At 41.5% G+C, this 24063-nt stretch carries 29 protein-coding genes; 27 read left to right on the top strand and 2 right to left on the bottom strand.

The genetic code is table 11. From position 1 onward, the window contains the following. The 23 genes from ACWNM1_RS22590 to ACWNM1_RS22700 all read left to right on the top strand — a co-directional run. A partial coding sequence (locus ACWNM1_RS22590; protein ID WP_449602712.1) for a DUF1641 domain-containing protein occupies positions 1-436 on the top strand: 436 nt, incomplete at its 5' end. Between the two features lie 39 nt (positions 437-475). Beyond that, the gene (locus tag ACWNM1_RS22595) at positions 476-1654 is read left to right on the top strand and encodes an NAD(P)/FAD-dependent oxidoreductase (protein WP_042187216.1); all 1179 of its coding nucleotides are present in this window, start codon (positions 476-478) and stop codon (positions 1652-1654) included. Positions 1655-1810: 156 nt separating this feature from the next. Next, on the top strand, positions 1811-2446 hold the full coding sequence (locus ACWNM1_RS22600) for an SGNH/GDSL hydrolase family protein (protein ID WP_449602713.1): 636 nt from the start codon (positions 1811-1813) through the stop codon (positions 2444-2446). A gap of 320 nt (positions 2447-2766) precedes the next feature. Further along, positions 2767-3687 (top strand): hypothetical protein, encoded by a 921-nt coding sequence (locus tag ACWNM1_RS22605; RefSeq protein ID WP_449602714.1) that lies wholly within the window; start codon positions 2767-2769, stop codon positions 3685-3687. 32 nt (positions 3688-3719) lie between these two features. Continuing rightward, entirely contained in the window at positions 3720-4466 is a 747-nt protein-coding gene (gene map / locus ACWNM1_RS22610; protein WP_449602715.1) for a type I methionyl aminopeptidase, read from the top strand. Positions 4467-4482: 16 nt separating this feature from the next. Next, positions 4483-4764: a hypothetical protein gene (locus ACWNM1_RS22615; protein ID WP_449602716.1), complete on the top strand. Its 282-nt coding sequence runs from the start codon at positions 4483-4485 to the stop codon at positions 4762-4764. A 35-nt stretch (positions 4765-4799) separates the two neighbouring features. Continuing rightward, the gene (locus ACWNM1_RS22620; protein WP_449602717.1) at positions 4800-4955 is read left to right on the top strand and encodes a hypothetical protein; all 156 of its coding nucleotides are present in this window, start codon (positions 4800-4802) and stop codon (positions 4953-4955) included. Between the two features lie 39 nt (positions 4956-4994). After that, positions 4995-5804, top strand: a complete 810-nt coding sequence (locus ACWNM1_RS22625; RefSeq protein ID WP_449602718.1) for a hypothetical protein — start codon at positions 4995-4997, stop codon at positions 5802-5804. Positions 5805-5912: 108 nt separating this feature from the next. After that, the gene (locus ACWNM1_RS22630) at positions 5913-7172 is read left to right on the top strand and encodes an MFS transporter (RefSeq protein WP_449602719.1); all 1260 of its coding nucleotides are present in this window, start codon (positions 5913-5915) and stop codon (positions 7170-7172) included. Further along, positions 7169-7501, top strand: coding sequence for an alkaline phosphatase family protein (locus ACWNM1_RS22635; protein WP_449602720.1), 333 nt, complete (start codon positions 7169-7171; stop codon positions 7499-7501). The genes ACWNM1_RS22630 and ACWNM1_RS22635 overlap by 4 nt, the downstream gene beginning before the upstream one ends. Positions 7502-7596: 95 nt before the next feature. Beyond that, positions 7597-8067 carry a hypothetical protein gene (locus ACWNM1_RS22640; RefSeq protein ID WP_449602721.1) on the top strand — a complete coding sequence of 157 codons (471 nt, stop codon included), beginning with the start codon at positions 7597-7599 and terminating at the stop codon, positions 8065-8067. Between the two features lie 202 nt (positions 8068-8269). Continuing rightward, positions 8270-9352, top strand: a complete 1083-nt coding sequence (locus tag ACWNM1_RS22645; RefSeq protein ID WP_449602722.1) for a nucleotidyltransferase domain-containing protein — start codon at positions 8270-8272, stop codon at positions 9350-9352. 229 nt (positions 9353-9581) lie between these two features. Then, positions 9582-10457 (top strand): YitT family protein, encoded by an 876-nt coding sequence (locus ACWNM1_RS22650; RefSeq protein ID WP_179085712.1) that lies wholly within the window; start codon positions 9582-9584, stop codon positions 10455-10457. Between the two features lie 122 nt (positions 10458-10579). Beyond that, positions 10580-11002 (top strand): Rrf2 family transcriptional regulator, encoded by a 423-nt coding sequence (locus tag ACWNM1_RS22655; protein ID WP_449602723.1) that lies wholly within the window; start codon positions 10580-10582, stop codon positions 11000-11002. A 237-nt stretch (positions 11003-11239) separates the two neighbouring features. Further along, a complete protein-coding gene (locus ACWNM1_RS22660) occupies positions 11240-11974 on the top strand; it encodes a metallophosphoesterase family protein (protein WP_449602753.1) in 735 nt (244 codons plus the stop codon). 29 nt (positions 11975-12003) lie between these two features. Beyond that, positions 12004-12588, top strand: coding sequence for a GNAT family N-acetyltransferase (locus tag ACWNM1_RS22665; RefSeq protein WP_449602724.1), 585 nt, complete (start codon positions 12004-12006; stop codon positions 12586-12588). 17 nt (positions 12589-12605) lie between these two features. Continuing rightward, entirely contained in the window at positions 12606-13352 is a 747-nt protein-coding gene (locus ACWNM1_RS22670) for a Type 1 glutamine amidotransferase-like domain-containing protein (RefSeq protein WP_449602725.1), read from the top strand. Continuing rightward, complete coding sequence (locus tag ACWNM1_RS22675) at positions 13349-13714, top strand: hypothetical protein (RefSeq protein ID WP_449602726.1); 366 nt, start codon at positions 13349-13351, stop codon at positions 13712-13714. Before ACWNM1_RS22670 ends, ACWNM1_RS22675 begins: the two co-directional genes overlap by 4 nt. A gap of 30 nt (positions 13715-13744) precedes the next feature. Then, a complete protein-coding gene (locus ACWNM1_RS22680; RefSeq protein ID WP_449602754.1) occupies positions 13745-14077 on the top strand; it encodes a low molecular weight protein tyrosine phosphatase family protein in 333 nt (110 codons plus the stop codon). 1 nt (position 14078) lies between these two features. Then, the gene (locus tag ACWNM1_RS22685; protein ID WP_449602727.1) at positions 14079-14633 is read left to right on the top strand and encodes a GNAT family N-acetyltransferase; all 555 of its coding nucleotides are present in this window, start codon (positions 14079-14081) and stop codon (positions 14631-14633) included. An 855-nt stretch (positions 14634-15488) separates the two neighbouring features. Then, positions 15489-16364: a VOC family protein gene (locus tag ACWNM1_RS22690; protein WP_449602728.1), complete on the top strand. Its 876-nt coding sequence runs from the start codon at positions 15489-15491 to the stop codon at positions 16362-16364. A 105-nt stretch (positions 16365-16469) separates the two neighbouring features. Next, entirely contained in the window at positions 16470-17363 is an 894-nt protein-coding gene (locus ACWNM1_RS22695; RefSeq protein ID WP_449602729.1) for a beta-1,6-N-acetylglucosaminyltransferase, read from the top strand. A 21-nt stretch (positions 17364-17384) separates the two neighbouring features. Further along, the gene (locus tag ACWNM1_RS22700; protein ID WP_449602730.1) at positions 17385-18020 is read left to right on the top strand and encodes an NAD(P)-dependent oxidoreductase; all 636 of its coding nucleotides are present in this window, start codon (positions 17385-17387) and stop codon (positions 18018-18020) included. A 75-nt stretch (positions 18021-18095) separates the two neighbouring features. On the opposite strand, the gene ACWNM1_RS22705 is transcribed toward ACWNM1_RS22700, so the two are convergent. After that, positions 18096-18851 (bottom strand): MBL fold metallo-hydrolase, encoded by a 756-nt coding sequence (locus ACWNM1_RS22705; protein ID WP_449602731.1) that lies wholly within the window; start codon positions 18849-18851, stop codon positions 18096-18098. A gap of 250 nt (positions 18852-19101) precedes the next feature. On the opposite strand from ACWNM1_RS22705, the gene ACWNM1_RS22710 reads away from it, so the two are divergent. From ACWNM1_RS22710 to ACWNM1_RS22725, 4 genes are all read left to right on the top strand, one after another. Then, the gene (locus ACWNM1_RS22710; RefSeq protein ID WP_449602732.1) at positions 19102-21120 is read left to right on the top strand and encodes a Na+/H+ antiporter; all 2019 of its coding nucleotides are present in this window, start codon (positions 19102-19104) and stop codon (positions 21118-21120) included. A 2-nt stretch (positions 21121-21122) separates the two neighbouring features. Next, positions 21123-21653 (top strand): N-acetyltransferase family protein, encoded by a 531-nt coding sequence (locus ACWNM1_RS22715; protein ID WP_449602733.1) that lies wholly within the window; start codon positions 21123-21125, stop codon positions 21651-21653. Continuing rightward, positions 21650-22111: a DIP1984 family protein gene (locus tag ACWNM1_RS22720; protein WP_449602734.1), complete on the top strand. Its 462-nt coding sequence runs from the start codon at positions 21650-21652 to the stop codon at positions 22109-22111. The genes ACWNM1_RS22715 and ACWNM1_RS22720 overlap by 4 nt, the downstream gene beginning before the upstream one ends. A gap of 515 nt (positions 22112-22626) precedes the next feature. Then, positions 22627-23529, top strand: coding sequence for a DegV family protein (locus ACWNM1_RS22725; RefSeq protein WP_449602735.1), 903 nt, complete (start codon positions 22627-22629; stop codon positions 23527-23529). 89 nt (positions 23530-23618) lie between these two features. On the opposite strand, the gene ACWNM1_RS22730 is transcribed toward ACWNM1_RS22725, so the two are convergent. Then, on the bottom strand, positions 23619-24044 hold the full coding sequence (locus ACWNM1_RS22730; protein WP_042126727.1) for a threonine/serine exporter family protein: 426 nt from the start codon (positions 24042-24044) through the stop codon (positions 23619-23621). Positions 24045-24063: the final 19 nt, after the last annotated feature.

Here is a 24063-nt window from a genome sequence, read left to right on the forward strand (position 1 = left end):
AACAATCACTCAAACACAACCTGAGCAAGAATCACCAAAATTAGCTGTCACTCAAGAACAAATGAATGTTCTAGAGCAGCTATTGAAGCCTGAAGTTCAGGAGTCGTTAACTGTCTTAGTGGAACAGTTGCCAAAATTAACAGAGCTTGTCGGCGTGCTCACAAAGTCATATGACTTTGTTCAAACTGTTGCTGCGGATGAAGTCTTGAAAAGTGATACGGTAAGTGCAATTAAAGAACTTGCTGAACCAGTGGTGCATTCAGCGAAGAATATGGCAGCTACAGTGATCGAAGCGCAAGATCGTGCGAATGAAAATAGCGATGTGATCGGTGTATTTGGTCTTATGAAGATGATGAAAGATCCACAAGCACAGAAGCTTTTCCGTTTCGTAAATGCTTATCTTCAAGTTGCCGGCGAACGCAGTCAACAGAAATAATATTTTTTATATCTCATTCGTAAGGACGGAGGAAACATCATGTCTAAACATATTGTCATTCTAGGAGCAGGTTATGGTGGTCTACTAAGCGCCTTAACTGTACGCAAGTACCTGAAGAAGGACGAAGCTAAAATTACAGTCGTTAATCAATATCCTACACATCAAATTATTACAGAATTGCATCGTCTTGCAGCGGGTAGTGTTGCAGAAGGTGCTGTTGCTATGCCATTAGCTAAGCTTTTTGCAGGTAAAGATATCGACCTGAAAATTGCAAAGGTGAATTCTTTTTCTGTTGAGAACAAACAAATTACACTATCTGATGGTGTGACATTGTCCTACGATGCTTTAGTTGTGGGCCTAGGAAGCACTACGGCTTATTTTGGCATTCCAGGTCTGGAGCAATACAGTATGGTATTGAAATCGGCAGCAGATGCTAACAGAATTCATCGTCATATTGATGAGCGTATCCGTGAATATGCGAAGTCTAAAAATCCAGCGGATGCAAGCATCCTAATCGGTGGCGGTGGCTTAACAGGTGTTGAACTTGTTGGTGAAATCGCTGATGTGTTGCCAACACTCACTAAGAAATATGGCGTGGATCCTAAAGAAATTAAACTGATGCTAGTTGAAGCAGGTCCTAAGATTCTACCAGTATTGCCAGATGCATTGATCGAACGCGCAGTGGCAAGCTTAGAAAAACGTGGTGTTCAATTCTTGACAGGACTTCCTGTAACGAATGTAGCGGATAATGTCATTGACTTGAAAGATGGTCAAAAAATTATTGCTAACACCTTCGTATGGACTGGCGGCGTACAAGGAAATCCACTGATTGGTGAGTCCGGTCTTGAAGTGAACCGTGGTCGTGCGACGGTAAATGAATTCTTGCAATCCACATCACATAAAGACGTATTCGTTGCTGGTGACAGCGCCGTTGTTTTTGCCGAAGATGGTCGTCCATATCCACCAACTGCACAAATCGCTTGGCAAATGGGCGAATTGATCGGGTACAATCTTTATGCATACTTGAAGGATAAATCATTTGAATCCTTTAGTCCGATCAACTCAGGCACACTTGCGAGCTTAGGTCGTAAAGATGGTGTAGCCATTGTTGGTGCTAGCTCAACTCCGCTAAAAGGATTACCTGCAACCTTGATGAAGGAAGCAAGTAATATTCGTTACCTGTCCCACATTAAAGGATTGTTTAGCTTAGCTTATTAATTGTATTTTTGGAAAACCTGCTCAAATTTGAGCAGGTTTTTTGTTGATCCCTAGTGGTTTCTACCATGAATTGTTAATGATTGTCCTAGTACGTAGTATTCATTTTTGATATACTATATTGGCTAATATTAACAGGGGAAAATAGGGGAGGATTACATGATGTTATTCCAACAAAACGATGTCATTCTGTTTCAAGGCGACAGTATAACGGATTGGGGTCGCAATTATGAAGATGCTTCATCGCTTGGTGTAGGTTATGCATTGATGATCGCCGCTCGTCTGGGGCATTTATATCCTGAGAAGAATCTTACGTTCTATAATCGTGGAATTAGCGGCAACCGTGCAGTAGATTTGCAGGAACGCTGGGAGAAGGATTGCCTGAATCTGAAGCCGACTTGGGTGTCCATATATATTGGGATAAATGACACTTGGCGCCGCTTTGATTCTGGTCAGGAAACAACGCCTGAACAATTTGAAGCTGCGTATCGTGACCTGATCGAACGCACGCAGCATTCGCTGGCTGCCAATTTAGTCTTAATCGAGCCATTTGTGTTGCCTGTCCCAGAAGATCGTAGAACTTGGCGCCAGGATCTGGACCCTAAAATTCACATTGTTCGTGAACTGGCACGTGAATATGGTGCACCCCTTGTACCGTTGGATGGCCTGTTTGCTGCGGCATCCGTGAAAGCAGAACCTGCTTATTGGGCTCCGGATGGAGTACATCCATCACCTGCGGGCCATGCACTTATTGCAGAGGCTTGGCTTAAGACGGTAGGCGCAATTCAAGCTTAGTCGTCTGATCAAATCACTACATATTTACTTGATTTTATAAGACTAGAACCACTCATTAAAGGAGCAGGTTTTAGTCTTTTTTTTAAAATATAAGAATTTATATGTTCCATGCTATAAATTATCCTTATATTTCTCGCTTAAACACTTCGGAAAGTCGATTTCTTTAAATTTATGGACGCTGTTATAATTGGGTTATGTTTCTTTTCTTGGAGGCGGTTCGCATTAGGTATTTACTGTGTGTTGTATCATTGTTAGTGGTAACGCTGTTAAGCGGATGTAAGAATGATGTGGGCTTCATCAATGCTAGGTGGATCACCGGAGTGTCATTAACCCCTGTAACAACTAGTGACCAGAACCAAGTTGATCGACCCGAACATTTTGAGACCCTAATACTGAAGGACTCCGCTCTGATTAAGGCACTTTCGGAGGCTATGAACAAGAGCGATAAATTATCGGGAGAGCTGGATTGGGCTCCTGAATTTAAAATGAATCTTGTTTATGGTGATGGTTACTCGAAGGATTATTACATCGCAATAGGTGATGAACCGGGCTATAAAGGAGTTTTTACTACAGCTGAGAATGGTGGTCAGGGCTACTCTATTCCGGTGAAAAATTCGGATCAATTAAGGAAACTCATTTTTGGGACAGCAGATCAGGCGAACATCGAACAGACGGAGTCGCTGGAGTCTTCTGTTAAGGTTACAGGGCCAGTAACGATATCACATAATGATCTCTATCCCTTAACTAATAGAACCGGATTCTTGAATCTGCAGCTTTTAGATGGAACCTACAGTGAGGATTGGACAATACCAGGTCCGTTGATGGGAAGAAATTGGAGTGGCAGATTTGGGCTTGCGCTTATCGATAATCAAGGTAGAACTTTGAATTGCTTTCCACTCAGTGAACATTTTGAGGATCCCATAATATTTAATGATTTTTTTCAAATTCAGTTTGAGGACTATAATGGGGACGGCGATCCGGATTTTACTATTGGTCAGTACGGATCCAGTAATGGTTACTTCTACAAGCTATTTACGCTTAGAAAAAATAACGTTATAGAGGAATTAGGGATCAAACTCGGCTCTGATTTATTTATTAGCAGTCCTAAGGGGTATTCGATAAAGCTTGATAAAGTGGATGATCATAGCTTCAAGAGAAGTTATTACGATAATGTAGCGGGTAGACAGATGGAAGATATTTTTCAGTGGAATGGAAATGCATTTCAGAAGTTAGACAAGTGATTCATACCAGAAGTGAGAGGAATGTGTGATAGATGACGAGTGATACCATACAAGATTTAGAAGGGCTAAAAGCCATAGGGAAAGTAGTAGGACATACCATCGCCGAGATGAAAAAGGAAGTAACTCCAGGTATGACAACAGCGGAGCTTGATAAGATTGGAGCTGAAATTCTAGCGGGATTCGGAGCATCTTCAGCCCCAATGATTACGTATAATTTTCCAGGCAGCACCTGCATCAGTGTGAATGAAGAGGTTGCTCATGGGATTCCTGGTCCTAGAGTGATTAATGCTGGTGATTTGATCAATATTGATGTATCTGCTGAACTGAATGGTTATTATGGGGACGCCGGAGTTTCGTTTCAATTACCACCTTATAATGATGACATTCTTCGTCTATGCCAGAGTGCAGAGGAAACTATGATGAGCGTGATCAATCATCTGAGAGCAGGGATGAAGGTCAATGAGATTGGCAGAATGATGGAACTCGAAGCTCGGAAACGCGGCTATAGAGTGGTACGTAATCTGTGCAGCCACGGGATTGGTAAATCACTCCATGAGAAGCCTTTTGAAATCTTACCTTTCTACAATCCAAGAGTGACTACAGTGTTAAAAGAGGGACAGGTGATTACGGTTGAACCCTTCCTTTCTACTGGAGCAGATTACGTGGAGCAGCAGTCGGATGGATGGACACTGAGTGTCGTAGACAATGGCCGGGTAGCACAGTTTGAACATACGATTATTGTGACTAAAGGTGAGCCTATTATCCTAACCAAGCCATAAAGAGGAGAGTGCGAAATTGAAAATCGCCTTTATACTTTTTGACGGGATTACGTTCTTAGATTTTGCGGGGTTCTATGATGTTATTTATCGATTGGGGCAATTTGAAATCGGCAAAAATTTGTCTTGGGATATATGTGCAGCGTCGGAGGATGTGACGGATGAGTTAGGTTTCACAGTTAAAGCTGGAAAAGTGCTGCCAGAGCTTTCGGAGTATGACATGGTATTTGTACCTGGAGGAATGGGGACGCGGAAACTTCGTTATGATCTACTACCCATCCATCTGCCTATGAATTACTAAAACCTTACTGTGAAGAAGTTGAGGAGACCCGTATTGTGCATGATGGTAATGTGATTACAGGTGGTGGAGTTTCCACTTCCATTGATCTGGGGTTATATCTGATTTCACACTTGACTGGAGAAGCAGCGATGAATTCGGTAAAAAAGCAGATTGATTATCCATACGAGATGCAGGGGATTGTTAGAATCTGAAGGTGAAAACCGGAGGGACCAGAGAGGGCTGGACAAAAAATGATGGTTATACTGTTTCAGCAATGGGTAAGCGATAAGGAGCAGTGGGTACAGCTTAGAGATTTCCTGATGAAGGAGAGCAATCTTCCCGGACCACGAGTAAATTTGGAGCTATCAGGCAAATTTGCCAAACATTTTGCCCATCCTAAACTAACGGAAACAGACTGGGAGTTTCTTAATGCATGGGCTAATCTTACAGAGGCAGAAGCTGGGGTGAATGATCCCCGTGAGTTTCTGCCGTTTTGTGCGGTTAGAGCGCTGGGCGCTTATTATAGCTACGCTGAAGAAGAGCAGCGAATTGTGATTCAGAGCATTATTAAGACAGCTATGAACGACTCTAGATGGAGGATGCGTGAAGCGTCTGCTATGGCGCTGCAAAGTATAGGGGAGGATGGTTTTTCCCTTGTCAGGCAGCTGATCGACATGTGGGAGATAGGTGCGAATAGGCTTGAACAACGAGCTTTTGTAGCAGCGTTAGCGCATCCTCCTCTTTTAAAAAAGAAAGAGAATACGCTTTATTGTCTTCAGTTGGCTACTCGAATTATGGAGAGTGTGGGTAGTGGGGAAGTACAATATGAGGACGCTGAGCATTTTCGTGTATTATCAAAGGGACTGGAATACAGCTTAAGTGTATTTGTGGCTTGTGAACCTGAAGCGGGTTTTGCCATGCTGGAGAAATTCGCTAAGAGCCGAGATACCCGAATGATTAAGATTGTGAAGAGTAATCTTGGTAAGTCACGTTTGAGTAAAAAGTATGCTCTACAGGTTGCTGAGGTCTTTAAAAGTTTGACAATACAGGAGAGGACATGAGGATCAGCTCTCCATTGGAATTATGAAGTGTAGTTTTACATGCATTTAACATGCCACATATGCTTAAGTGATATAACAGAAGGAACTAGGTGAAAAGGTGGCTGTTAGATGAAACTAAGTAAAGAGGAAAAATCATGGATTTTATATGACTGTGGAAATTCGGCTTATTCGATGGCGGTTACAACGGCTTTACTGCCTATTGTATTTGGGATGTTTTCGAATGTTAACAACAGCATGGATTTGGGGTATTTTAATTCCATAGCGAGTATTCTGGTGGCCATCCTTAGCCCGATTTTAGGGACAATTGCAGATTATAAGGATAAGAAAAAACGCTTCTTCATATTTTTCTCATTGATCGGCGTGATAGCTACTGCTTCGCTGGCTTTCGTTGCACCTGCGAGTGGGCAGTGGCAGTTATTGATTGTATTTTATATTTTGTCAGTCATAGGATTTGCCGGGGCCAATATTTTTTATGATTCTTTTCTGGTGGATGTAACCACGGATGAAAGGATGGATAAGGTATCCTCAAAAGGGTTTGCTTTTGGATATATCGCCAGCGTTATTCCATTCGGTATCAGCCTACTGCTGATTCTGTTTATGGGGATGGATAAATCAATCGGCTATCAGATTGGATTTATAATCACTGCCCTTTGGTGGGGACTGCTGACCATGCCTATGATCAAGGATGTGCAGCAAAGATATTACATAGAACCTGAACCCAAACCGATCATTAATAGCTTTAAAAGACTGGGAGACACGTTTAAAAATGTCAGACAGCATAAAGTAGTATTTGTATTCTTGATCGCCTACTTTCTCTATATTGATGGGGTAGATACGATTATTAAAATGGTAGTGCCATATGCCACATCGGTACTGGGTGCGGATGCTTTTGATACCTTTACTTTACTGGGGATCTTATTAGTTATCCAGATCATCGCATTTCCGTGTGCTATCTTGTACGGTAATCTTGCCAAAAAATACTCAGCTAGAACGATGATCATCGTGGGGATTTTTACATATATCATTTCTTGTATCGCAGCTTACTTTATTACTTCAGTGTGGCATATATTTATTCTGGGAGCGCTAATTGGATCTGCCCAGGGAGGGATTCAAGCGCTTAGCAGATCTTATTATGCGAAGATTATTCCTAAGGAAAAATCCAATGAATTCTTTGGCTTTTACAATATCTTTGGCAAGTTTGCGGCGATTGTGGGTCCTGCTGTAATGTCATTAACAACTACCCTAACAGGCAACGCTAAATTTAGTATTTTAGCGATTATCCCACTATTCATTATTGGATTCTTCGTATTTATAACTTTACCAAAAGAGAAGCTTGAACAAGATGAACCGAAGGGACTTATCCTATGAAGTCAAGCAAAGAACAAACGGCAATGGCCAAACATCTGATTGTCATCTCTTACGATGCCTTTTCAGAAGACCAATGGGAAATGGCCAGCCGTCTTCCAAACCTATCGAAATTGATTAAGAACGGAGCGCATAGTAATCAATTAAAAAGTGTATATCCCACGCTCACTTATGTGGTACACACTACGATAGCAACCGGTGTATATCCAGATAAGCATGGTATCCACCATAACAATCCATTTCAGCCGTTTGTGAAGGAAAAGGAGCAAAGCTGGTTCTGGTTCAGAAATGCGATAAAGGTGCCCACGATTTATGATGCTGCGTTTTTTTAGTTTTGGGTGACCATGGCCAGTTCAATGTTCGGTACAAAGTGCATTTGAACAACCTTTTGCAGGAAAAAGGGTTGATCTATAAAGAGAACGGCGAAATGAAGTGGAGAGCTTACTTTCAGTGTGGGGGCGGATCCGCTTATCTGCATATTAAAGAAGGTGATGAAGAAGCTGAACAATTAGCGCTAGCTGTTATTCAGGAATATATGGAAGATGACGCTTCAGGTATAGAGGGAATGTATACTAGAGAGCGGCTGAATCAACTTCATGTGGGCCCTTCTACTAAATATATGCTTGAAGCTAGGAGAGGCTATTGTTTCGATGAGAGCATGGATGAACCTATGATTGTTGATTTGGACAAACAAGGGATTAAATATGCTACGCATGGCTACTCTCCCGATAAAGAGGATTATAGATGCAACTTGGTGATTTCAGGGAATAAGGTGAAAAGTGATTTTCCCATAGAGGATCTCAAAATGGTAGATATAGCTCCTACGATGGCAAAGATTTTAGGGATTGATTTTAATCCTTGTGACGGAAGACCTTTAGATGAAATTTTCATTTACTAAAGCAAGCTGTGAGAAAAGCATTCATAATTACTAGATAACGCGTTGGTAGAGAAGAGCCGTACTCTCGCCAGCGCGTTATTTGTTTACCTGGGAGGAGGAAGGCTTGTGCTTGGTATAGATTGAATATATATAAAGTCGGAATACTTACTGGAGCTATATCCATATACAATGGAATTAAAATGGAGTAAGAGGAGAATTGGATATGGATGCTGATATTAGACAAAAAATTCTAAATAAAAATGACAGACTTATTAGTATGGTTATTGAACGTACTAAGAGAGATTTTCCTGATGACATTGCAATCATTGGGCTTACAGGTTCTTTCAGTACCGGAGATTTTCATGAAAAAAGCGATCTTGATCTAATTATAATTAATAACACGGCCCAAGGCTGGGGGATATCTTCGTGTTTTATTCTGGAGGATGTTGGATACGACATCTATTGTACGCCATGGGAAACAAGGATAGAAGATCAAGCGAATCTAGAGAGCCCAATGATTTCATGTCTGATAGATTTAGAGCTGTTATATTGTGCGAAACCCGAATATCTGGAAAAACTAAATTTATATAAACAGAGAGCTCTCGATGCTTTGGCAAAGCCTATAGGGAGTGAATGTATTGGTAGAGCAAAAAAGAATATAGACATAGCAAAACAAGAATATACGAATACATTACTTTCTGAAGATATCGGAGCAGTGAGGTATGCTTCATGTGAAGTTGTATACAATTTGGTAAATGCTCTAACACATTTGAACAATACCTATTTTAAAAGGGGACTTAAGAGATACCTGGAGGAAATAACTACGTATCGTTATGTTCCTGATGATTTTGAAAATATATATATGACTGTGATCGATGCGAAGACAATCGTTGAAATCAGAAGTGCATCATATAGATTTTTAGAAAGCGTCAATGATTTATATAATAAAATGTATAGGGATTTTGTGATTCAGCCTGTCCCAACCTATGATAATCTTGGTGGCACCTTTGAGGAATTATGGTGTAACTGCCGCAATAAGGTTATAGCAAGTGTGGAATTAAATGATAAATCTTATGCTTATTATGCAGCCATGGGCATACAAAATTTCCTTGATGAAATGACAGAATCAAGGGGAACAAAAAAGTTTGATATTATGCAGTATTTTGATTCAGATCATCTGCATTTATTTAAAGAGCAGTTCCTGCAGGTCATGGATGAATATCTGGAAGAATATAATAAGGTGGGAAGGAAAGTTGAACGATACGATACTTTTGAGGAATTATATAACGAATACATGAAGGTGTGATAGAGAAGATTACCAGATTACGAATTTTCGTAGTCTGGTTTTTTATTTTTTTTGTGGAACGATAAAATTATTTTAAGTCAGATGGGTAAAATAAATGATCATTATACTAGTGATGTCCGATTTGCCAAAGTAGTGAAAATTGTTATAGACTATTTTTTATCGGCTTTTGTCCAGTGGATGTTTTTCACTTGCAGTGATATAAAAAACTAATTTGAAGTGGGGAAATGGAATGCATGGAATAAGACAGCATCAAAAATCAAATAAGCTGAAGATATTTTCAAAAGTCATATTAATTATTATAGGGGCACTTATAACTTCATATGGCCTGGAATCCGTATTAATACCTAACAATGTTTCAGATGGTGGTGTAACAGGCCTAAGTATCGTTGGTTCACAGCTGTTTGGATTACCGCTAGGGCTGCTTATTGTTATAATTAACATCCCTTTTGTTTGGTTAGGATATAAGCAAATTGGTAAAAGCTTTGCTATCTATTCCATTATCGGTATTGCCTCATTAGCCATTGGTACAAGCTTAATGCACCATGTGCCAACGATTATTGAAGGAGATACATTATTAATTACTGTTGTAGGCGGGATTATCATCGGTTTTGGTATGGGTTTAGCGTTACGTAATGGTGGGGCGTTAGATGGGATCGACATGTTGGCTGTATTGCTTTCACGAAAAATACCTTTTGGGACAAGTGATCTAATCTTATTCCTAAATATGTTTGTCTTTATTGTTGTTTCAACTGCATTTGGGCTACAAGGGGCGATTCTATCCGCACTTGCTTATTTTATTGCTTCTAAGGTGATTCATATCGTTGAGGAAGGTTTGAGCGGATCTAAAACTTTCAAAATCATCACCGTTCAACCGGAAATTATGGTGGAAACGATTCGTGACCGATTGGGACGTGGGGCAACCTATACTGACGCATACGGTGGTTACTCCAATGAACAATTCAAAGAAATTACCTGTGTAATTAACCGTCTGGAAGAAAGCAAAATCAAGGAAATCATTCATGAAATTGACCCTAACGCTTTTGTCGTAGTATATGATGTAGCAGAAGTTAAGGGTGGTAATTTCAAAAAGCATAATATTCACTAATTACGATCCTGAAGTGCATCTCCTTAAGTGTTTGACAAATGCATAAAATGTAACTATTATTGTTGCATCTGAATAATGCACTTGTTGCTAGCCGGGTAGTATGGCAAAAGGAGAGATTTATAGTGAACATAAGCACCCGATTTGCGGTAGCCATTCATATATTAACGTTAATCGACAGTAATAAAGAGGGTAAAAGTACCTCGGAGTGGATAGCTGGGAGTGTGAACACCAACCCTGTAGTTATCCGCCGGCTAACTAGTATGTTGCAAAAAGCAGGACTGGTAACGGCCCGCCCCGGAGTTGCAGGAGCCTCACTTTCACGTAGTAGCGCTGAGATTACACTACTTCAGATCTATAAGGCAGTAAACGCGGTGGAGGAGGATTCGTTGTTCTCAGTTCATGAGCACCCTAACCCGGATTGTCCAGTCGGCAAAAATATAGCCAGCGCCATTGTGCCGGTATTCTCGTTCGCGCAAAAGGCGATGGAGAATGTCCTTCAGGAGGTTACTTTGGAGCAAATTGTGAATGAAATGCCTGAAATATAACCACTCCATATCGCAACGTAGAATGAAGACCACAACATGTGCTAACGTGATTGTGGTCTTTTTTTTATTGGAAACATATCAAGAGGCTCCGAATGGCTCGGGTCAGGAGAGTTAGTGACTTAAAGAAGGGAAGTAGGGCGTAATCATAGAATCTGTATTTAGAAGGCATAAAACAGATCATACTTCATATAGGGAAACTCTAATATGCTGAAGTGGAAAATGAACGGAGGATTTACAGTGGAACAAATCGCATTAATCTCAGATATTCATGGAAATATCCCGGCTTTGACAGCCGTATTAGAGGATATTAAGCAGCGTGGAATTAGCAGGATATTTTGCCTAGGTGATATTGTTGGTAAAGGACCAAATTCAGATCTAGCCGTTGATATCATTAAGAACAATTGTGAAATCAGTGTTATGGGAAACTGGGATGATTTAATGAATCAGGATGTTGATTTTGAAATGGCCCGGTGGAGTCGGAATTTGTTAGGGAAAGACCGCCTCGCTTATTTAGGTACATTACCGTTCTCGATTGAGTTTATGATGAGTGGTAAGTTTATCCGATTATTTCATGCTTCACCGCGAAGCTACTATGAACGGATTCAGCCTTGGGACGATTATGAGAAGCGGCTGTCTATGTTTGGTTATTCTGATCTCTGCCAGGAGAAACGACAAGCGGATATCGTAGGTTATGGGGACATTCACAATGCTTTTATACAACATTTAGAAGGGAAGACTTTATTTAATGTTGGCAGTGTGGGGAATCCTCTAGATGTCACTCAGGCATCTTATGTGATTTTGGAGGGGGAGTATGGAGGCCTGACAACAGCGTCTTTGAATATACAATTTGTAAGAGTTCCTTATGATATTGAGTTAGCCATTCAACAAGCCATAGATGCGGTTATGCCAGCTACAGAGCCATATATTCGAGAGCTTAGAACTGCGCAGTACAGAGGGAATGTACGGGGATAGAACCATCAAAAAGTAACGGAGGGAACGAATTGAAGCTTAGTCATGTATTTGAGCAATTCCCTACTTTGGAAACCGAACAACTAACACTGAAAAAAATTGAAGTTAGTAACCTTGAAGAGGTATTCGGAATTTATAGCAATGATCAAGTGTTTGAGTACTGCGGAATTATTCCGAAACATAATAAAGATACAGTAAAGAATATGATCGGACATTTCGAACGTGATTTTAATAAAGGGTTAAGAGTGAAGTGGGGGATTTTCCGTAAAAATAATCCGTACATACTGCTAGGTATCATCGAAGCTATGGATTTTAATCAAAAAGTGGATATGGTCACGATTGGTTATTTTTTGGCGGAGTCTTATTGGGGAAAAGGGATTGCAACTCAGGCCGTTGAAACGGTGAAGAAATATTTATTTGAGACGGCAGAGGTCAATCGAATCCAAGCTGAAGTCATGCCTTTTAATGAGCGGTCTAAGCGGGTCCTTTTGAAAAGTGGCTTTATGAAAGAAGGAACGTTAAGGCAAGCCCATGTATGGTCAGGTAAAGGGCTCATTGATTTGGAGATTTACAGCATTCTTGCTGAGGAATACGGAAAGGGAGAAAACAGATCCTAGTGAAAGTAGGGGAGATTATGGGGACTATCGTGGTAATCGGTGGCGGAGAGCTAATTGATCTAGAAACGCTTGAAATGGATCGTGAAGTTGTGAAGTTAACCCAAAAAGCTAATCCAAAAGCGTTGTTTATTCCAACAGCTAGCAGTGACGCACCAGGTTATTGTGATACGTTCAACAAAGTGTACGGCGAGATTCTAGGATGTGAAACAAGTCATTTATTACTTGTGAGCCAAACCTATACCCATGAAGAAATCGCAGAGTTAATTATATCCGCTGATCTGATTTATGTTGGTGGTGGCAATACCCGAAAGATGCTGGAGATTTGGAAAAATACCGGCGTAGATGCTCTTCTAAAAGAAGCGTACAACTCGGGGACTATTTTGACAGGGCTGAGTGCAGGTTCCATTTGCTGGTTTGAATATGGCCATAGTGACTCTGAAGCGTTCGAAGACCAAGGGAACTGGCGGTATATTAAGCTTGAAGCGATGGGGATTCTGCCAGGTATTCATTGTCCGCATTATAATGAGGATATTCGGGTTGAGGATTTTTCGCGAATGGTTAAAGGTGGGGGGATACCCGGAATCGCAGTGGATAATAACTGTGCCATCATCTACAAGGATAATGAATATAAGGTGATGTCGACCAGAGAAGAAGCTAAAGCCTACCGTGTGATGGACTCGGAGCGAGGTGTTGTAGTTACGCAAATCGAAGAACACCCAAGCTTCAGACCTCTTCATGAAGTGTATGGTGGAGGTGATCAATGAAGTCTAATCAAATCTCAATGATCGTGGCGAGTCTTATTCTAGGGATTTCATTTATTATTGGATGTTCAATAACTAATGGCGATAAAGAGTTGGAAGTTGATCAAGACCAGACTCCATCCATAGTAACGGCAGATAAGCTTTTGATGGATATTAAAGAGACGGCCTTATACTTAAATCTGACTGAAGAACAAGTGATGAATATTATTACAACGGAGCATAGTAAGTCTGGTACTTTTCCTGGAACTCCTTTTCCTTATATAAATGTAGACAATAAATATTTTTTTAACAAAGACTTATTATCAAATTGGGTTGCGGAAGCCTCCTTAAATAGGAGAGTTTATCTGAACGGACAAACGAAATAAGGTTTTACTCGGATAAGGAAGGTGCTTTCTATTAAACTACTGTTTGTCTGCAGCCAGAATCGCTGGCGGAGTCTAACTGCGGAGAAGATATTTCAAGGAATCGATGGTCATGATGTGAGATCTGCTGGAACAGAGGATCATGCCAGAATCAAACTTTCTGAAGGGCATGTGGGCTGGGCAGATGTTATTTTTGTGATGGAGAAGAAACATGTTCGAAGAATTCAAGATAAATTCAGAGACGGTGTAATCGGCAAAAGAATAATTTGTCTGAATATATCGGATGATTATAAATATATGGATGAAGACTTAATTGGGCTGCTGGAGTCCAGCGTGTCTGAGTATTTCCAGGGATGGGGCGTCTAAGATGAGAATTAGGACGGAATCTGTGGCAGACAATGATGGCGTGTATCAAGTCAATGTTAAGGCTTTTGATAACCGGGAAGATGAAGCACGTTTAGTCGAAAGGATTAGAAATTCGGAAGGGTTTATTCCGGAGCTCTCGATTGTAGCGGAACAAGATAATGAGATTGTAGGACATCTGCTACTAAGTAAAGTAGTAGTCCAAGATGGTGAGAAGTTATATGATATGATTGCCCTAGCCCCAATAGCGGTTATGCCTAACGTTCAGAAGCAGGGTATCGGCAGGGCGCTTATCCATGAAGGGTTGGACAGATGTAGAACGCTCGGCTATGAACTTGTCTTTCTGATCGGCCATCCGGAATATTATCCTAAGTTCGGATTTCAACCTGCAAGGCAACATGATTTCGAACTGAAGCAATTTGAAGTACCTGACAATGTATTTATGGTCTGTGAGTTGAAGGAAGGCGCGCTTCAGAAGATCGAAGGAGAACTGAAATACCCGCAAACCTTTTTAGGAAACATGAGTCCGGATAAGGACGCTGAAGGGGTTTATGCTTGATTACTTTTTAAGGTTTCTTATGAATCATGCCTGGCTGTTAACCAGTCGGCATGATTTTTTTTATTGTTTAGGAAATCATAAAATCTAAAAAAGTAGATATATGCTTCACGTGTAAAGTTGACGCGATGTGAAACCTAACCCGTACATTCACGCCCTGATCACAGAAGCAGCGCTGGATGTGGTTAGAGTGATCTTGTTCTTGATGGGAGTTGCGTTCTGCGCTTATACATAAACTTCTTTGGTGCTGCCTTCTTAATGCTATCTACTCATCTTCAGGGTCAATCTGTTGGGATTATAGGGAATTACTCCCTATAATCCTATGATTGAAGATCATTTTGAAAGAATATAGGGAATTATTCCATATACTTCGACTGATATAGGGGAATTATAAGGAAATCCTCCATTTTATAGGGAGGATTTCCTTATAAGCTACTCATAATAACAGCTATGACCTAATTTATAGGGAAGTTTTCCCTATAACGCTTGTCACCTAAGCAAAATTCGACTCCTAAGCACGTCCTTCATTACACAGGAGTTCCTACGCGCCAAACTACAGGAAATCCCGCAGAAAGTATTGCAATGTGTACTATGTAAGCTGCGGTCAAAACTAACACCCCCTAACACCAGCTAGGGTGATTTTGTTCTTATTCTGGATATCTTATATGCAAGCGAAGCTGAATCCAATGTTCATGCACAAGAAGCTGTGGATTTTATGGTCTGGTTATGACAAGAACCAGGTGATAATTTTACACAGGATATTTTCAATTGGTAATTGACAAACATATAGAAGGTAACTATACTAAAGATAGTTAATTTGTAACTGATCAAGTTACAGGAATAGTGGGAGGAAATATAATGACAACTAAAACAACACTTCATCCGGACGTAGAGATTGGTCTGGTACAAATTAGAGTAAGTAATTTAGAGCGTTCGCTCACATTTTATCAGAACGTGGTGGGGTTAAGTGTCTTGCGGCAATCTGGCCGTGAGGTGGAAATGACTGCTGATGGTCAGAATGTGTTATTGATTCTGCGGGAGATTGAGAATGCAAGGGTTCTTCGTCCGAACTCAGTGGCTGGATTGTATCATTTTGCTATCCTTGTTCCGGATCGTCCTAGCTTGGGACTCGTTGTGCGCAATTTGATCGCGTCGGGAATTGAAGTGGGTCAGGGAGATCATTTGGTGAGTGAAGCGCTGTACATTCAGGACCCGGATAACAACGGAATCGAAATTTATAGAGATCGTCCTAGGGATACATGGAAGTATGATGCGGAAGGGCATGTAATGATGACAACGGACCCAGTGGATGTAGATGGTTTGTTGGCGGCTTCTGAAGGTTTGCAATGGAACGGGCTGCCAGCTGGAACGGTGATCGGACATGTACACTTTCATGTGGGTAATTTAACTAAGGCGAAGGAGTTCTACGTTGGTTTGCTTGGTTTTGATCTAGTAGCTAATTATGGCAGTGCGGCAATGTTTATCTCAGCAGGTGGGTATCATCACCACATTGGATTGAATATATGGGCAGGGCAAGGCGCACCTGTGGCACCTGCTGATGCAGTAGGAATTGATTATTTCACCTTACTTCTTCCGAATGAAGAGGAGCGTACGTCTGTAGTGGAGCGTGTTAAGCAGGCGGGTTACACCGTTGTTGAAGAGAATGGAGCCCCTACATTCAAAGATCCATGGAACATTGGAATCAGACTTATAGTGAAAAGTCATACGAAATAACTAATCACCAATCGAATTCACCTTTTTCTGGATAGAAAGGACTATCCATTTTTGTCCATTTATTTTATAATATTTGGAAAAAGATGGGCGGAAGGGTGAAGGGTGTTGGAATCATTCAAAATGGCGTATGTGATCCTTTGTCACAAAAATCCTGAGCAGATCAATATGCTAATCGATAGTTTAACTAATGACTCCGTCGAGTTTTTCCTTCATGTCGATCAGAAGAGTGGTATTGAAGCTGATATTACTCACCGTAACGATATTCACTTTGTCAAAGAGCCTATTGATGTACGGTGGGGACATTACAGTCAGATTGAATGTGTTTTGAAGTGTTTTACGCTGATCAAAGAACATGGGAAATTCAATTATATCCACATCATAAGTGGTCAGGATCTGCCCTTAGCTTCCAACGAAGTTATTCTTGATTTCTTTGAGAAGAATCAGGGGGACGAATTTGTGAAGTATCAGCAATTACCGAATACTTCTGAAACGTGGGGATGTTATGAGAGGGTGTCGGTTTATTATCCTAGATTCCTGATCTCAAGAACCAGGCGTATGGCTGCCATTAGGATGAGGTATATTAAAGCAGTAATGAACGTTCCATTCTTGCAAAGAAGGTTGGGTGTTCTGCCAAAATCGCTGTATAAAGGCTCTAACTGGATGTCTATTACAGGTGAATGTATGGAATACATCATGGAGTTTACTTCTACTTCTCCAGAGTATGTTAGATTTTTTAAGAACACATTATGTGGAGATGAAATCTTCTTCCATACGATTATTTTGAATAGTGGGTTTAAGAACAATGTACGGAGTGAAATTAAGAGGTATACAGACTGGGAAACAGGACCGGATTATCCAAGAACACTAACGATAGAAGATTATGACCGGATCACTCGTACGGGTACAGAATGCTTTTGGGGGAGGAAGTTTGATCTCGATATCGACAGAAGCATCGTTCAGGATCTCTTTGATATAAATATTAAAGTAAAAACATCGTAAACATATACAGGAGGAAATAATATGAAAATCGCAGTTGTAGGAGCAAGTGGAAAAGCCGGAAGCCGAATCACTCAGGAAGCGCTAGATAGAGGCCATGAAGTTACAGCCATTGTACGGGATGCATCGAAAGTTGCAAATCGTAAGACCGAGGTCATCGAAAAGGATGTATTTGCACTTACCGCTGAAGATTTGAAGGGTTTTGATGTTGTTGTGAATGCTTTTGGAGCACCATTTGGACAAGAGCATCTGCATGTGGATGCCGGAAATGTGCTTATTGAAGCATTAAAGGATGCCCCTAATACAAGATTGATTGTAGTTGGAGGTGCGGGAAGTTTATATGTAGATGAAGCTAAGACGCTTAAAGTGGTAGATACCCCTGATTTTCCTGACTTTATTAAGCCAACGGCTACGAACCAAGGGAAGAACCTGGAGATCCTGCAAGGTACAGACTCGCTGTCTTGGACCTTTGTTAGTCCATCCGCTAATTTTGCAATTGGGTCTAGAACGGGTTCTTATGAGAAAGGCAAAGATCATCTGCTTGTGAATTCCAAAGGTGAGAGCTATGTCAGCTATGAAGATTATGCGATTGCTATTGTAGATGAAATTGAACAGCCACAGCATATTCGTGAACGGTTTACAGTTGTTTCGGAATCATAAGTGAGTATAACGATTAGGGGATATATATATAAAAGAGAGCAGAGCCAGATCGGGGCTCTGCTTTCTTGCATTTGTTTATTCTCTTGCTTCCGCAATTTCAGCAATCCGTTTGTTTGCGTTTCCGCGATAAATTCCGCCATGATAGCAAATGACCGTTTCAATCTCATACTCGGCGAACTTCGTCAGAGAGGATAAAGCTTGCTTCATGTCAGGCGTTGCCGAAGGAGTGGGGCCTTGCAGCTCACCGCCTTGAACGGTAAGAGCATCCGCGGCAATTAGCGTACGGCTATCATGATGGTATAGACTCAGATGTCCAGGGCTATGTCCTGGTGTATGAATAATCGTAATTCCACCGGCAAGGGGCAGTATTTCCCTGTCCACTATGGTTCGGTCTACTCTTCCTTTAGGTGGATGAGATAACACGGACAGGAAAGCGCGGCGCCATTCCTCTGGTACATGAGGGGGGATCATGGCTTCTGCCGCAGCTAAAGCTTCAGGGGTGTGTTTAAGGAGCATTCGCTCTCCTTCAATATAAGGCTTCTCGATTTCGTGAGCCAGAACTGTCAGTTCTAGACATTCTTCTGACAGTAGATCAGGTAAGCTCCCGATGTGATCTAGATCTTGATGTGTGATGATTACGGTGCGCAGGTGTTCCCAAGGCACGTGGGTTTCTTTTAGAGCTTCTTTGAATTTTGGGAGCAGGCCCGGAAATCCAGTGTCGACGAGTACAGCAGAATTTTGATCCCAGAGCAGCGCGGGGTAAATCGTGTCACTCCCGCCCATAACCTGTGCTGTAATCTCTAACATTTCTATTCCACTAGCAATATGCATAAGATCCCTCCATGATTGATGATAAGAGCGATGCCGTTAGGCTAATGCATATAATACTTAAAATAAAATGTAATTTCAATAGCTTAATTTATAATTATAACATAAATAAATATTTTTGTCAATATACATCTGATGTATTTTTTGTGTAATTTCTAGGGGACATTATTGTTGAGAACTTCTATTTCTATATTTTTCCCTTACCCGAAGCTTTACGATATAATAACCAAATAAAAAAGGGGGTTGATGTGGTTTGGAGACTTTTCTAGTTGTACTCGTCCTACTGGGCCTTATCGCAATTTCCAACATCATAAACCGATTTATTCCCTTTGTGCCAATACCGTTAATTCAAATTGGTCTGGGTGTAATGGTTGTGTTAATGCCTTTGGGAATACATATGACATTGGAACCAGAGCTGTTTTTCGTATTGTTTATTGCACCGCTTTTGTTCAATGATGGGAAACGGACGCCAAGAAATGAATTATGGAACTTACGGGGTCCGATATTAATGCTGGCGCTGGGATTGGTTTTTGCTACTGTGCTCATTGCTGGATATTCGATCAACTGGATGATTCCAACGATCCCGCTAGCAGCTGCATTTGCTCTGGCAGCGATCTTGTCACCTACAGATGCGGTCGCGGTCAGCGCAATCGCTGGGAGAGTGCATCTTCCTAAGAGTATTCACCGCATTCTAGAGGGCGAATCATTAATGAATGATGCCTCAGGGCTTGTTGCCTTTAACTTTGCCATTGCTGCAGCAGTTACGGGTATGTTTTCTTTACCGAAAGCCTCCATTAGCTTTGTAGTTATAGCTGCAGGCGGGTTGATCGTTGGGGCATTATTGGCTTTCCTTCTGATTCGGCTAAGCGTAATTATTCGCAGACTGGGGATGGAGGATATCACAGTGCATGTGCTGCTGCAAATCCTAACTCCTTTTATTATTTATTTGATCAGTGAAGAGATAGGGGTATCTGGCATTTTGGCAGTGGTTGCAGGGGGGATTATTCATGCGGTTGAGAAGGACCGTGCTGTATCTCCGCAGTATAAGCTACAACTGGTATCCGCTAGTACATGGTCTGTTCTGCTCTATATATTGAATGGCCTGGTCTTCCTTATTCTTGGTTTATCTATTCCAGACGTTATTGAAGTGATCTACCGTGATACGGCCGTGGATAATCTTATAGTTGTGGGTTATGTATTAGCCATTACTATGCTGCTGTTTGTATTACGGTTTGTATGGGTGTATGTGTTCTCTTTAATAGGATCTCGTCTGCGAAAAATGGAGAAATCATCTGTTGAATCACTATTAATCCTCACCATTTCAGGAGTGCGTGGAGCGGTTACCTTAGCAGGTGCGTTCTCGATTCCCTTTTTTCTTGGGGATGGATCACCATTTCCTGAGCGTGATTTAATCATCTTTATCGCCGCAGGTGTTATTCTAATGTCGCTGCTGATCGCTAGTATCTTTTTGCCAATTCTAGCAGGTAAAGAAGAGCCAGTTGCTGAATCAGGTGAGACAGGAGCCGAGCAGGCGGCTAAGTCTAAAGTTATTGCTGCCGGTTTAACCATGCTGCAAAGTATGATGACAGAAGAAAGTAAGGAATCCGCACAACCAGCTTTGAGTGAATTTAGAGAAAAGGTTTATAGTCTAAACCGTGAGGACCAATCGAATGATCCAGCACTCGAGAACTTTCGCCGACTGGGTGTTGAAGCGAGGATTGTGGGTCTGCAAGCTGAACGTAAAGAACTGAACCGATTGCTAGAGAACAATGAGATTCCCGCATCAGTGGCTCAGAAGCTGGGAGAATTCTTGGATCATAGTGAGGTCTTTCTAGCCAGAAGTTTAAATTCACAAATCAGAATATCGATTACCGAGATTAGACGGCTGTTTGCGGGAATGTTCTCAGGACAGAATGAAGGGGAAGCTAGCCAACAAATGCTTGAGCAGGCTGAGTGTGCTAGAGAAGCGAAAATTGCCATGGCCCATGTTGCTATAGCTGCTATTAATGTCAGTAAGAATGAGAACAACCGAAGTGCAGCCGAGAAGGTTGCATGCAGTTATGAGCAGTTAATTTCTCGTCTGGAGCAAGGGAAAGGCTGGACAAAGGATGGTCTTGTTGATGATCAAAAGCTTGAAATGAAGCTGAAAGCCATTCAAGAGCAGCGTGATAAGGTGCAGCAAATGTATCAGGATGGAACCATTAACCGCAAGCTTGCCGGAAAATTACGCAAGTTCGTAGATCATTTAGAGACATCGATTTGGGAGGATTAGCTATGCTGAACAAAGTAGTGGGAGAAAGCTTGTTATTCACTGAAATTCGGGAAGCGCATCTGGTGGATGTACTTGATATTTATAACTACTATGTGCTGAACACCACCGTATCTTTTCACACGGAGCCCTTAAGTTTGGACGAAATGCGTCAATCCGTAATGAATGATGATCCGCGATTCAAATCGTACGTGATTTTATCCTGGGATCATATCATTCAGGGTTATGTACTGATTGCTAGACATAAGAGTAAACCTGCTTATGATAGCTCAGGGGAGATCAGTGTGTATTTGAAACCAGCTTGTGTGGGTAAAAGAATAGGACAGCATGCCTTACGCTTTATAGAAAAAAAGGCTGCCGAGCTGGATTTCCATGTGTTAGTGGCAACCATATGCGCAGAGAATGAACGCAGTCGCCAGCTTTTTTTAAATAATGGATATGAACAATGTGCCTACTTTAAGGAGATTGGCTGTAAATTTGGTCGAAGATTGGATATCGCCAGCTATCAGAAAATTTTAGGGGGAATCCAGATATGAAACTTGCGGAAGCGTTAGTGAATCGAAGTGATCTAACCCGTAAAATCGCGCAGCTAAAGCAGCGTCTGGATCGAGTCGTTAAAGTTCAAGAGGGTGAGGAGCCGGCTGAACAACCAGAAGCTCTTTTGCAGGAGTTAGAAAGAGCTGTGAATGAACAGACGATTTTGATCCGAGCGATCAATCGAACGAATTCATCCGTAGCCTTCAATGAGAATTGGAGTATCGCCGATGCGCTAGCGGAACGGGACAAAATGCTACAGCTACGCAAGCTGTTTAGCGATTTGCTCGAACAGGCTTCCATTACTCAGGATCGCTACAGCCGCTCGGAGGTTCGTTTTCAAAGAACGGTGGATGTCGCTCAGATTCAGAAGCAGATGGATGAGCTGTCCAAGTCTTACCGTGAGTTGGATTTTAAGATTCAGGAGAAGAACTGGACGGTATCCTTAATTACACCATAGTAAGATTTACCACAGCAGAAGGTAACTGATCTTCATAAAGGTGAACGCAGCCCGCCAACAGGGAAAGTTGGACAATCGACAGATGCCGGGCCATATCTGACCAAATTATAATTTAGCCCCGTACTGTTACAAATGTAAAGTGTACCTATTAATGTAACTACCACGCGTTGATTTATGAAAGAATAGTGAGGGCGGGGACGGGGATATTTTTGCTGTGGTTTAGCTTTTTCATAACATGAAGTGGCGCTATTAGGATAGGTATATTCGTCATATATAATGTGAAAAAATGTCGAATAATGTTGAATTAAATGGATTAAAATTTGCACGAACGGCCTGTTTTGCCTATATTCACGCTTGTTATCCTGTATAATTTACGAATACGCGGAGTCCTTAACCGCTGTTCAATTCTTAAGTTGATTATTCAGGATGAGCGTGTGATTCACTGGTCAGAGATGATTGGCCCTTGTCTCCTCATTCATTCTACTATTCCTTTTTATGAGAGAGAGAAGTGACAAATGACCATGAAATCAATTGCCTGGGTAACCGACAGTACAAGTATTATAGATCCGGAGTTCGCTAAGAATAATCATGTATATATTATTCCGTTACGGATTATTATCAACAACGAATGTTATAAAGAGAATATAGATATTACGATCGATGACTTCTATGAGAAAATGCGCCAGCATGAGAAGGTAGGCAGCTCACAGCCTCCAATCGGTGAGTTTATTGAGCTATACGAACGGTTGAAGGAAGAATACGATGAAATTATTGCTGTACATCTTTCTTCAGAGCTCAGTGGCACTTACAATGCTTCGATGCAAGGCGCCGAAATAGCGGAGGCCAATGTAATTGGAATTGATGCTAAGGTTGGCGCTTATCCTATCCGAGAAATGATCATGCGCGGTATACATTGGCAGAAGAAGGGTCTTTCTGGACTAGAAATTAAAGCGAAGATTGAAAATATTATTCAGAATATGTCCTTTTACTTAATTCCTGCAAGCTTGACACAGCTTCATCGCAGTGGACGTGTTTCTGGATCACAATTTGTACTTAGCCAATTGCTGCGTATAAACTTGCTGCTTCGTTTTGACGAAGGGAAGGTCGTTGTTGTGGAGAAAATCCGTACAATGAAGAAAACGCAACAGGCGCTTTTGGAGATATTTAAACAGGATGTAGGGCTTGTTAGTGATGTATGTATCATGCATTCAAATAATTTAGAGATGGCACTCAAGCTAGAAGAGGACATCAAAGCAATGGCGCCTGACTTACGAACTGAGATTATGACCTATATTCCTGCTGTGGCTGTTCATGCGGGTGAGGGTACTGTAGGGCTGTCCTGGATCAAGAACACTAGCATCAATAGTATTCATCCGGGTGCTGCGCCTTTAGCCTACCCTGAAGCGTTATTTGCATAGAGATGAACAAAGAAATCGCTCATTGGGAGATGGATGGGTGACCACCATTGTACCAACAGGCGATTTCTTTTTTTTGAAGAAGTATGCTGTTATTTGATTGCACGTCGACGGAACATTTGTCCAATTACATCACTTAGCACGAGTCCAGCTGCAATGGCGCCAGAGAGCATTAATGCCCGAACAGCGATTTCTACAGCCAGAGTATAGTCCTCTTCCACAAATTTACGCATAGCATCGTAAGCGAGACCACCCGGAACAAGCGGGATAATACCACCTACACTAAAAATAATAACCGGCATTTTGAAGGATCGCGCAAAAAATTGGCTGACGATGCCCACTATTACACTAGCTGCAAACGTAGCTACAACAGGACCGAACTCTACATTTAGAAGCACATACACCATCCAGCCCACCATTCCGGCAAAACCACACTGTAGTAGTGAGCGCTTAGGCGCATTAAATAGAATACAGAAGGTTGCCGCGGCGATAAAACTGGTTATAAGTTGCAAAATCATGAAGGGCTAACCTCTTTCA

This window comes from Paenibacillus sp. Marseille-Q9583, from assembly GCF_976954365.1.

What these genes read in the sequence shown, in the direction of transcription:
- ACWNM1_RS22595 (WP_042187216.1), top strand. Translation starts at nt 476, where the DNA reads ATGTCTAAACATATTGTCATTCTAGGAGCAGGTTATGGTGGTCTACTA.
- ACWNM1_RS22600 (WP_449602713.1), top strand. Translation starts at nt 1,811, where the DNA reads ATGATGTTATTCCAACAAAACGATGTCATTCTGTTTCAAGGCGACAGT.
- map (WP_449602715.1), top strand. Translation starts at nt 3,720, where the DNA reads ATGACGAGTGATACCATACAAGATTTAGAAGGGCTAAAAGCCATAGGG.
- ACWNM1_RS22625 (WP_449602718.1), top strand. Translation starts at nt 4,995, where the DNA reads ATGATGGTTATACTGTTTCAGCAATGGGTAAGCGATAAGGAGCAGTGG.
- ACWNM1_RS22630 (WP_449602719.1), top strand. Translation starts at nt 5,913, where the DNA reads ATGAAACTAAGTAAAGAGGAAAAATCATGGATTTTATATGACTGTGGA.
- ACWNM1_RS22635 (WP_449602720.1), top strand. Translation starts at nt 7,169, where the DNA reads ATGAAGTCAAGCAAAGAACAAACGGCAATGGCCAAACATCTGATTGTC.
- ACWNM1_RS22640 (WP_449602721.1), top strand. Translation starts at nt 7,597, where the DNA reads ATGAAGTGGAGAGCTTACTTTCAGTGTGGGGGCGGATCCGCTTATCTG.
- ACWNM1_RS22645 (WP_449602722.1), top strand. Translation starts at nt 8,270, where the DNA reads ATGGATGCTGATATTAGACAAAAAATTCTAAATAAAAATGACAGACTT.
- ACWNM1_RS22650 (WP_179085712.1), top strand. Translation starts at nt 9,582, where the DNA reads ATGCATGGAATAAGACAGCATCAAAAATCAAATAAGCTGAAGATATTT.
- ACWNM1_RS22670 (WP_449602725.1), top strand. Translation starts at nt 12,606, where the DNA reads ATGGGGACTATCGTGGTAATCGGTGGCGGAGAGCTAATTGATCTAGAA.
- ACWNM1_RS22675 (WP_449602726.1), top strand. Translation starts at nt 13,349, where the DNA reads ATGAAGTCTAATCAAATCTCAATGATCGTGGCGAGTCTTATTCTAGGG.
- ACWNM1_RS22685 (WP_449602727.1), top strand. Translation starts at nt 14,079, where the DNA reads ATGAGAATTAGGACGGAATCTGTGGCAGACAATGATGGCGTGTATCAA.
- ACWNM1_RS22690 (WP_449602728.1), top strand. Translation starts at nt 15,489, where the DNA reads ATGACAACTAAAACAACACTTCATCCGGACGTAGAGATTGGTCTGGTA.
- ACWNM1_RS22700 (WP_449602730.1), top strand. Translation starts at nt 17,385, where the DNA reads ATGAAAATCGCAGTTGTAGGAGCAAGTGGAAAAGCCGGAAGCCGAATC.
- ACWNM1_RS22705 (WP_449602731.1), bottom strand. Translation starts at nt 18,851, where the DNA reads ATGCATATTGCTAGTGGAATAGAAATGTTAGAGATTACAGCACAGGTT.
- ACWNM1_RS22715 (WP_449602733.1), top strand. Translation starts at nt 21,123, where the DNA reads ATGCTGAACAAAGTAGTGGGAGAAAGCTTGTTATTCACTGAAATTCGG.
- ACWNM1_RS22720 (WP_449602734.1), top strand. Translation starts at nt 21,650, where the DNA reads ATGAAACTTGCGGAAGCGTTAGTGAATCGAAGTGATCTAACCCGTAAA.
- ACWNM1_RS22725 (WP_449602735.1), top strand. Translation starts at nt 22,627, where the DNA reads ATGACCATGAAATCAATTGCCTGGGTAACCGACAGTACAAGTATTATA.
- ACWNM1_RS22730 (WP_042126727.1), bottom strand. Translation starts at nt 24,044, where the DNA reads ATGATTTTGCAACTTATAACCAGTTTTATCGCCGCGGCAACCTTCTGT.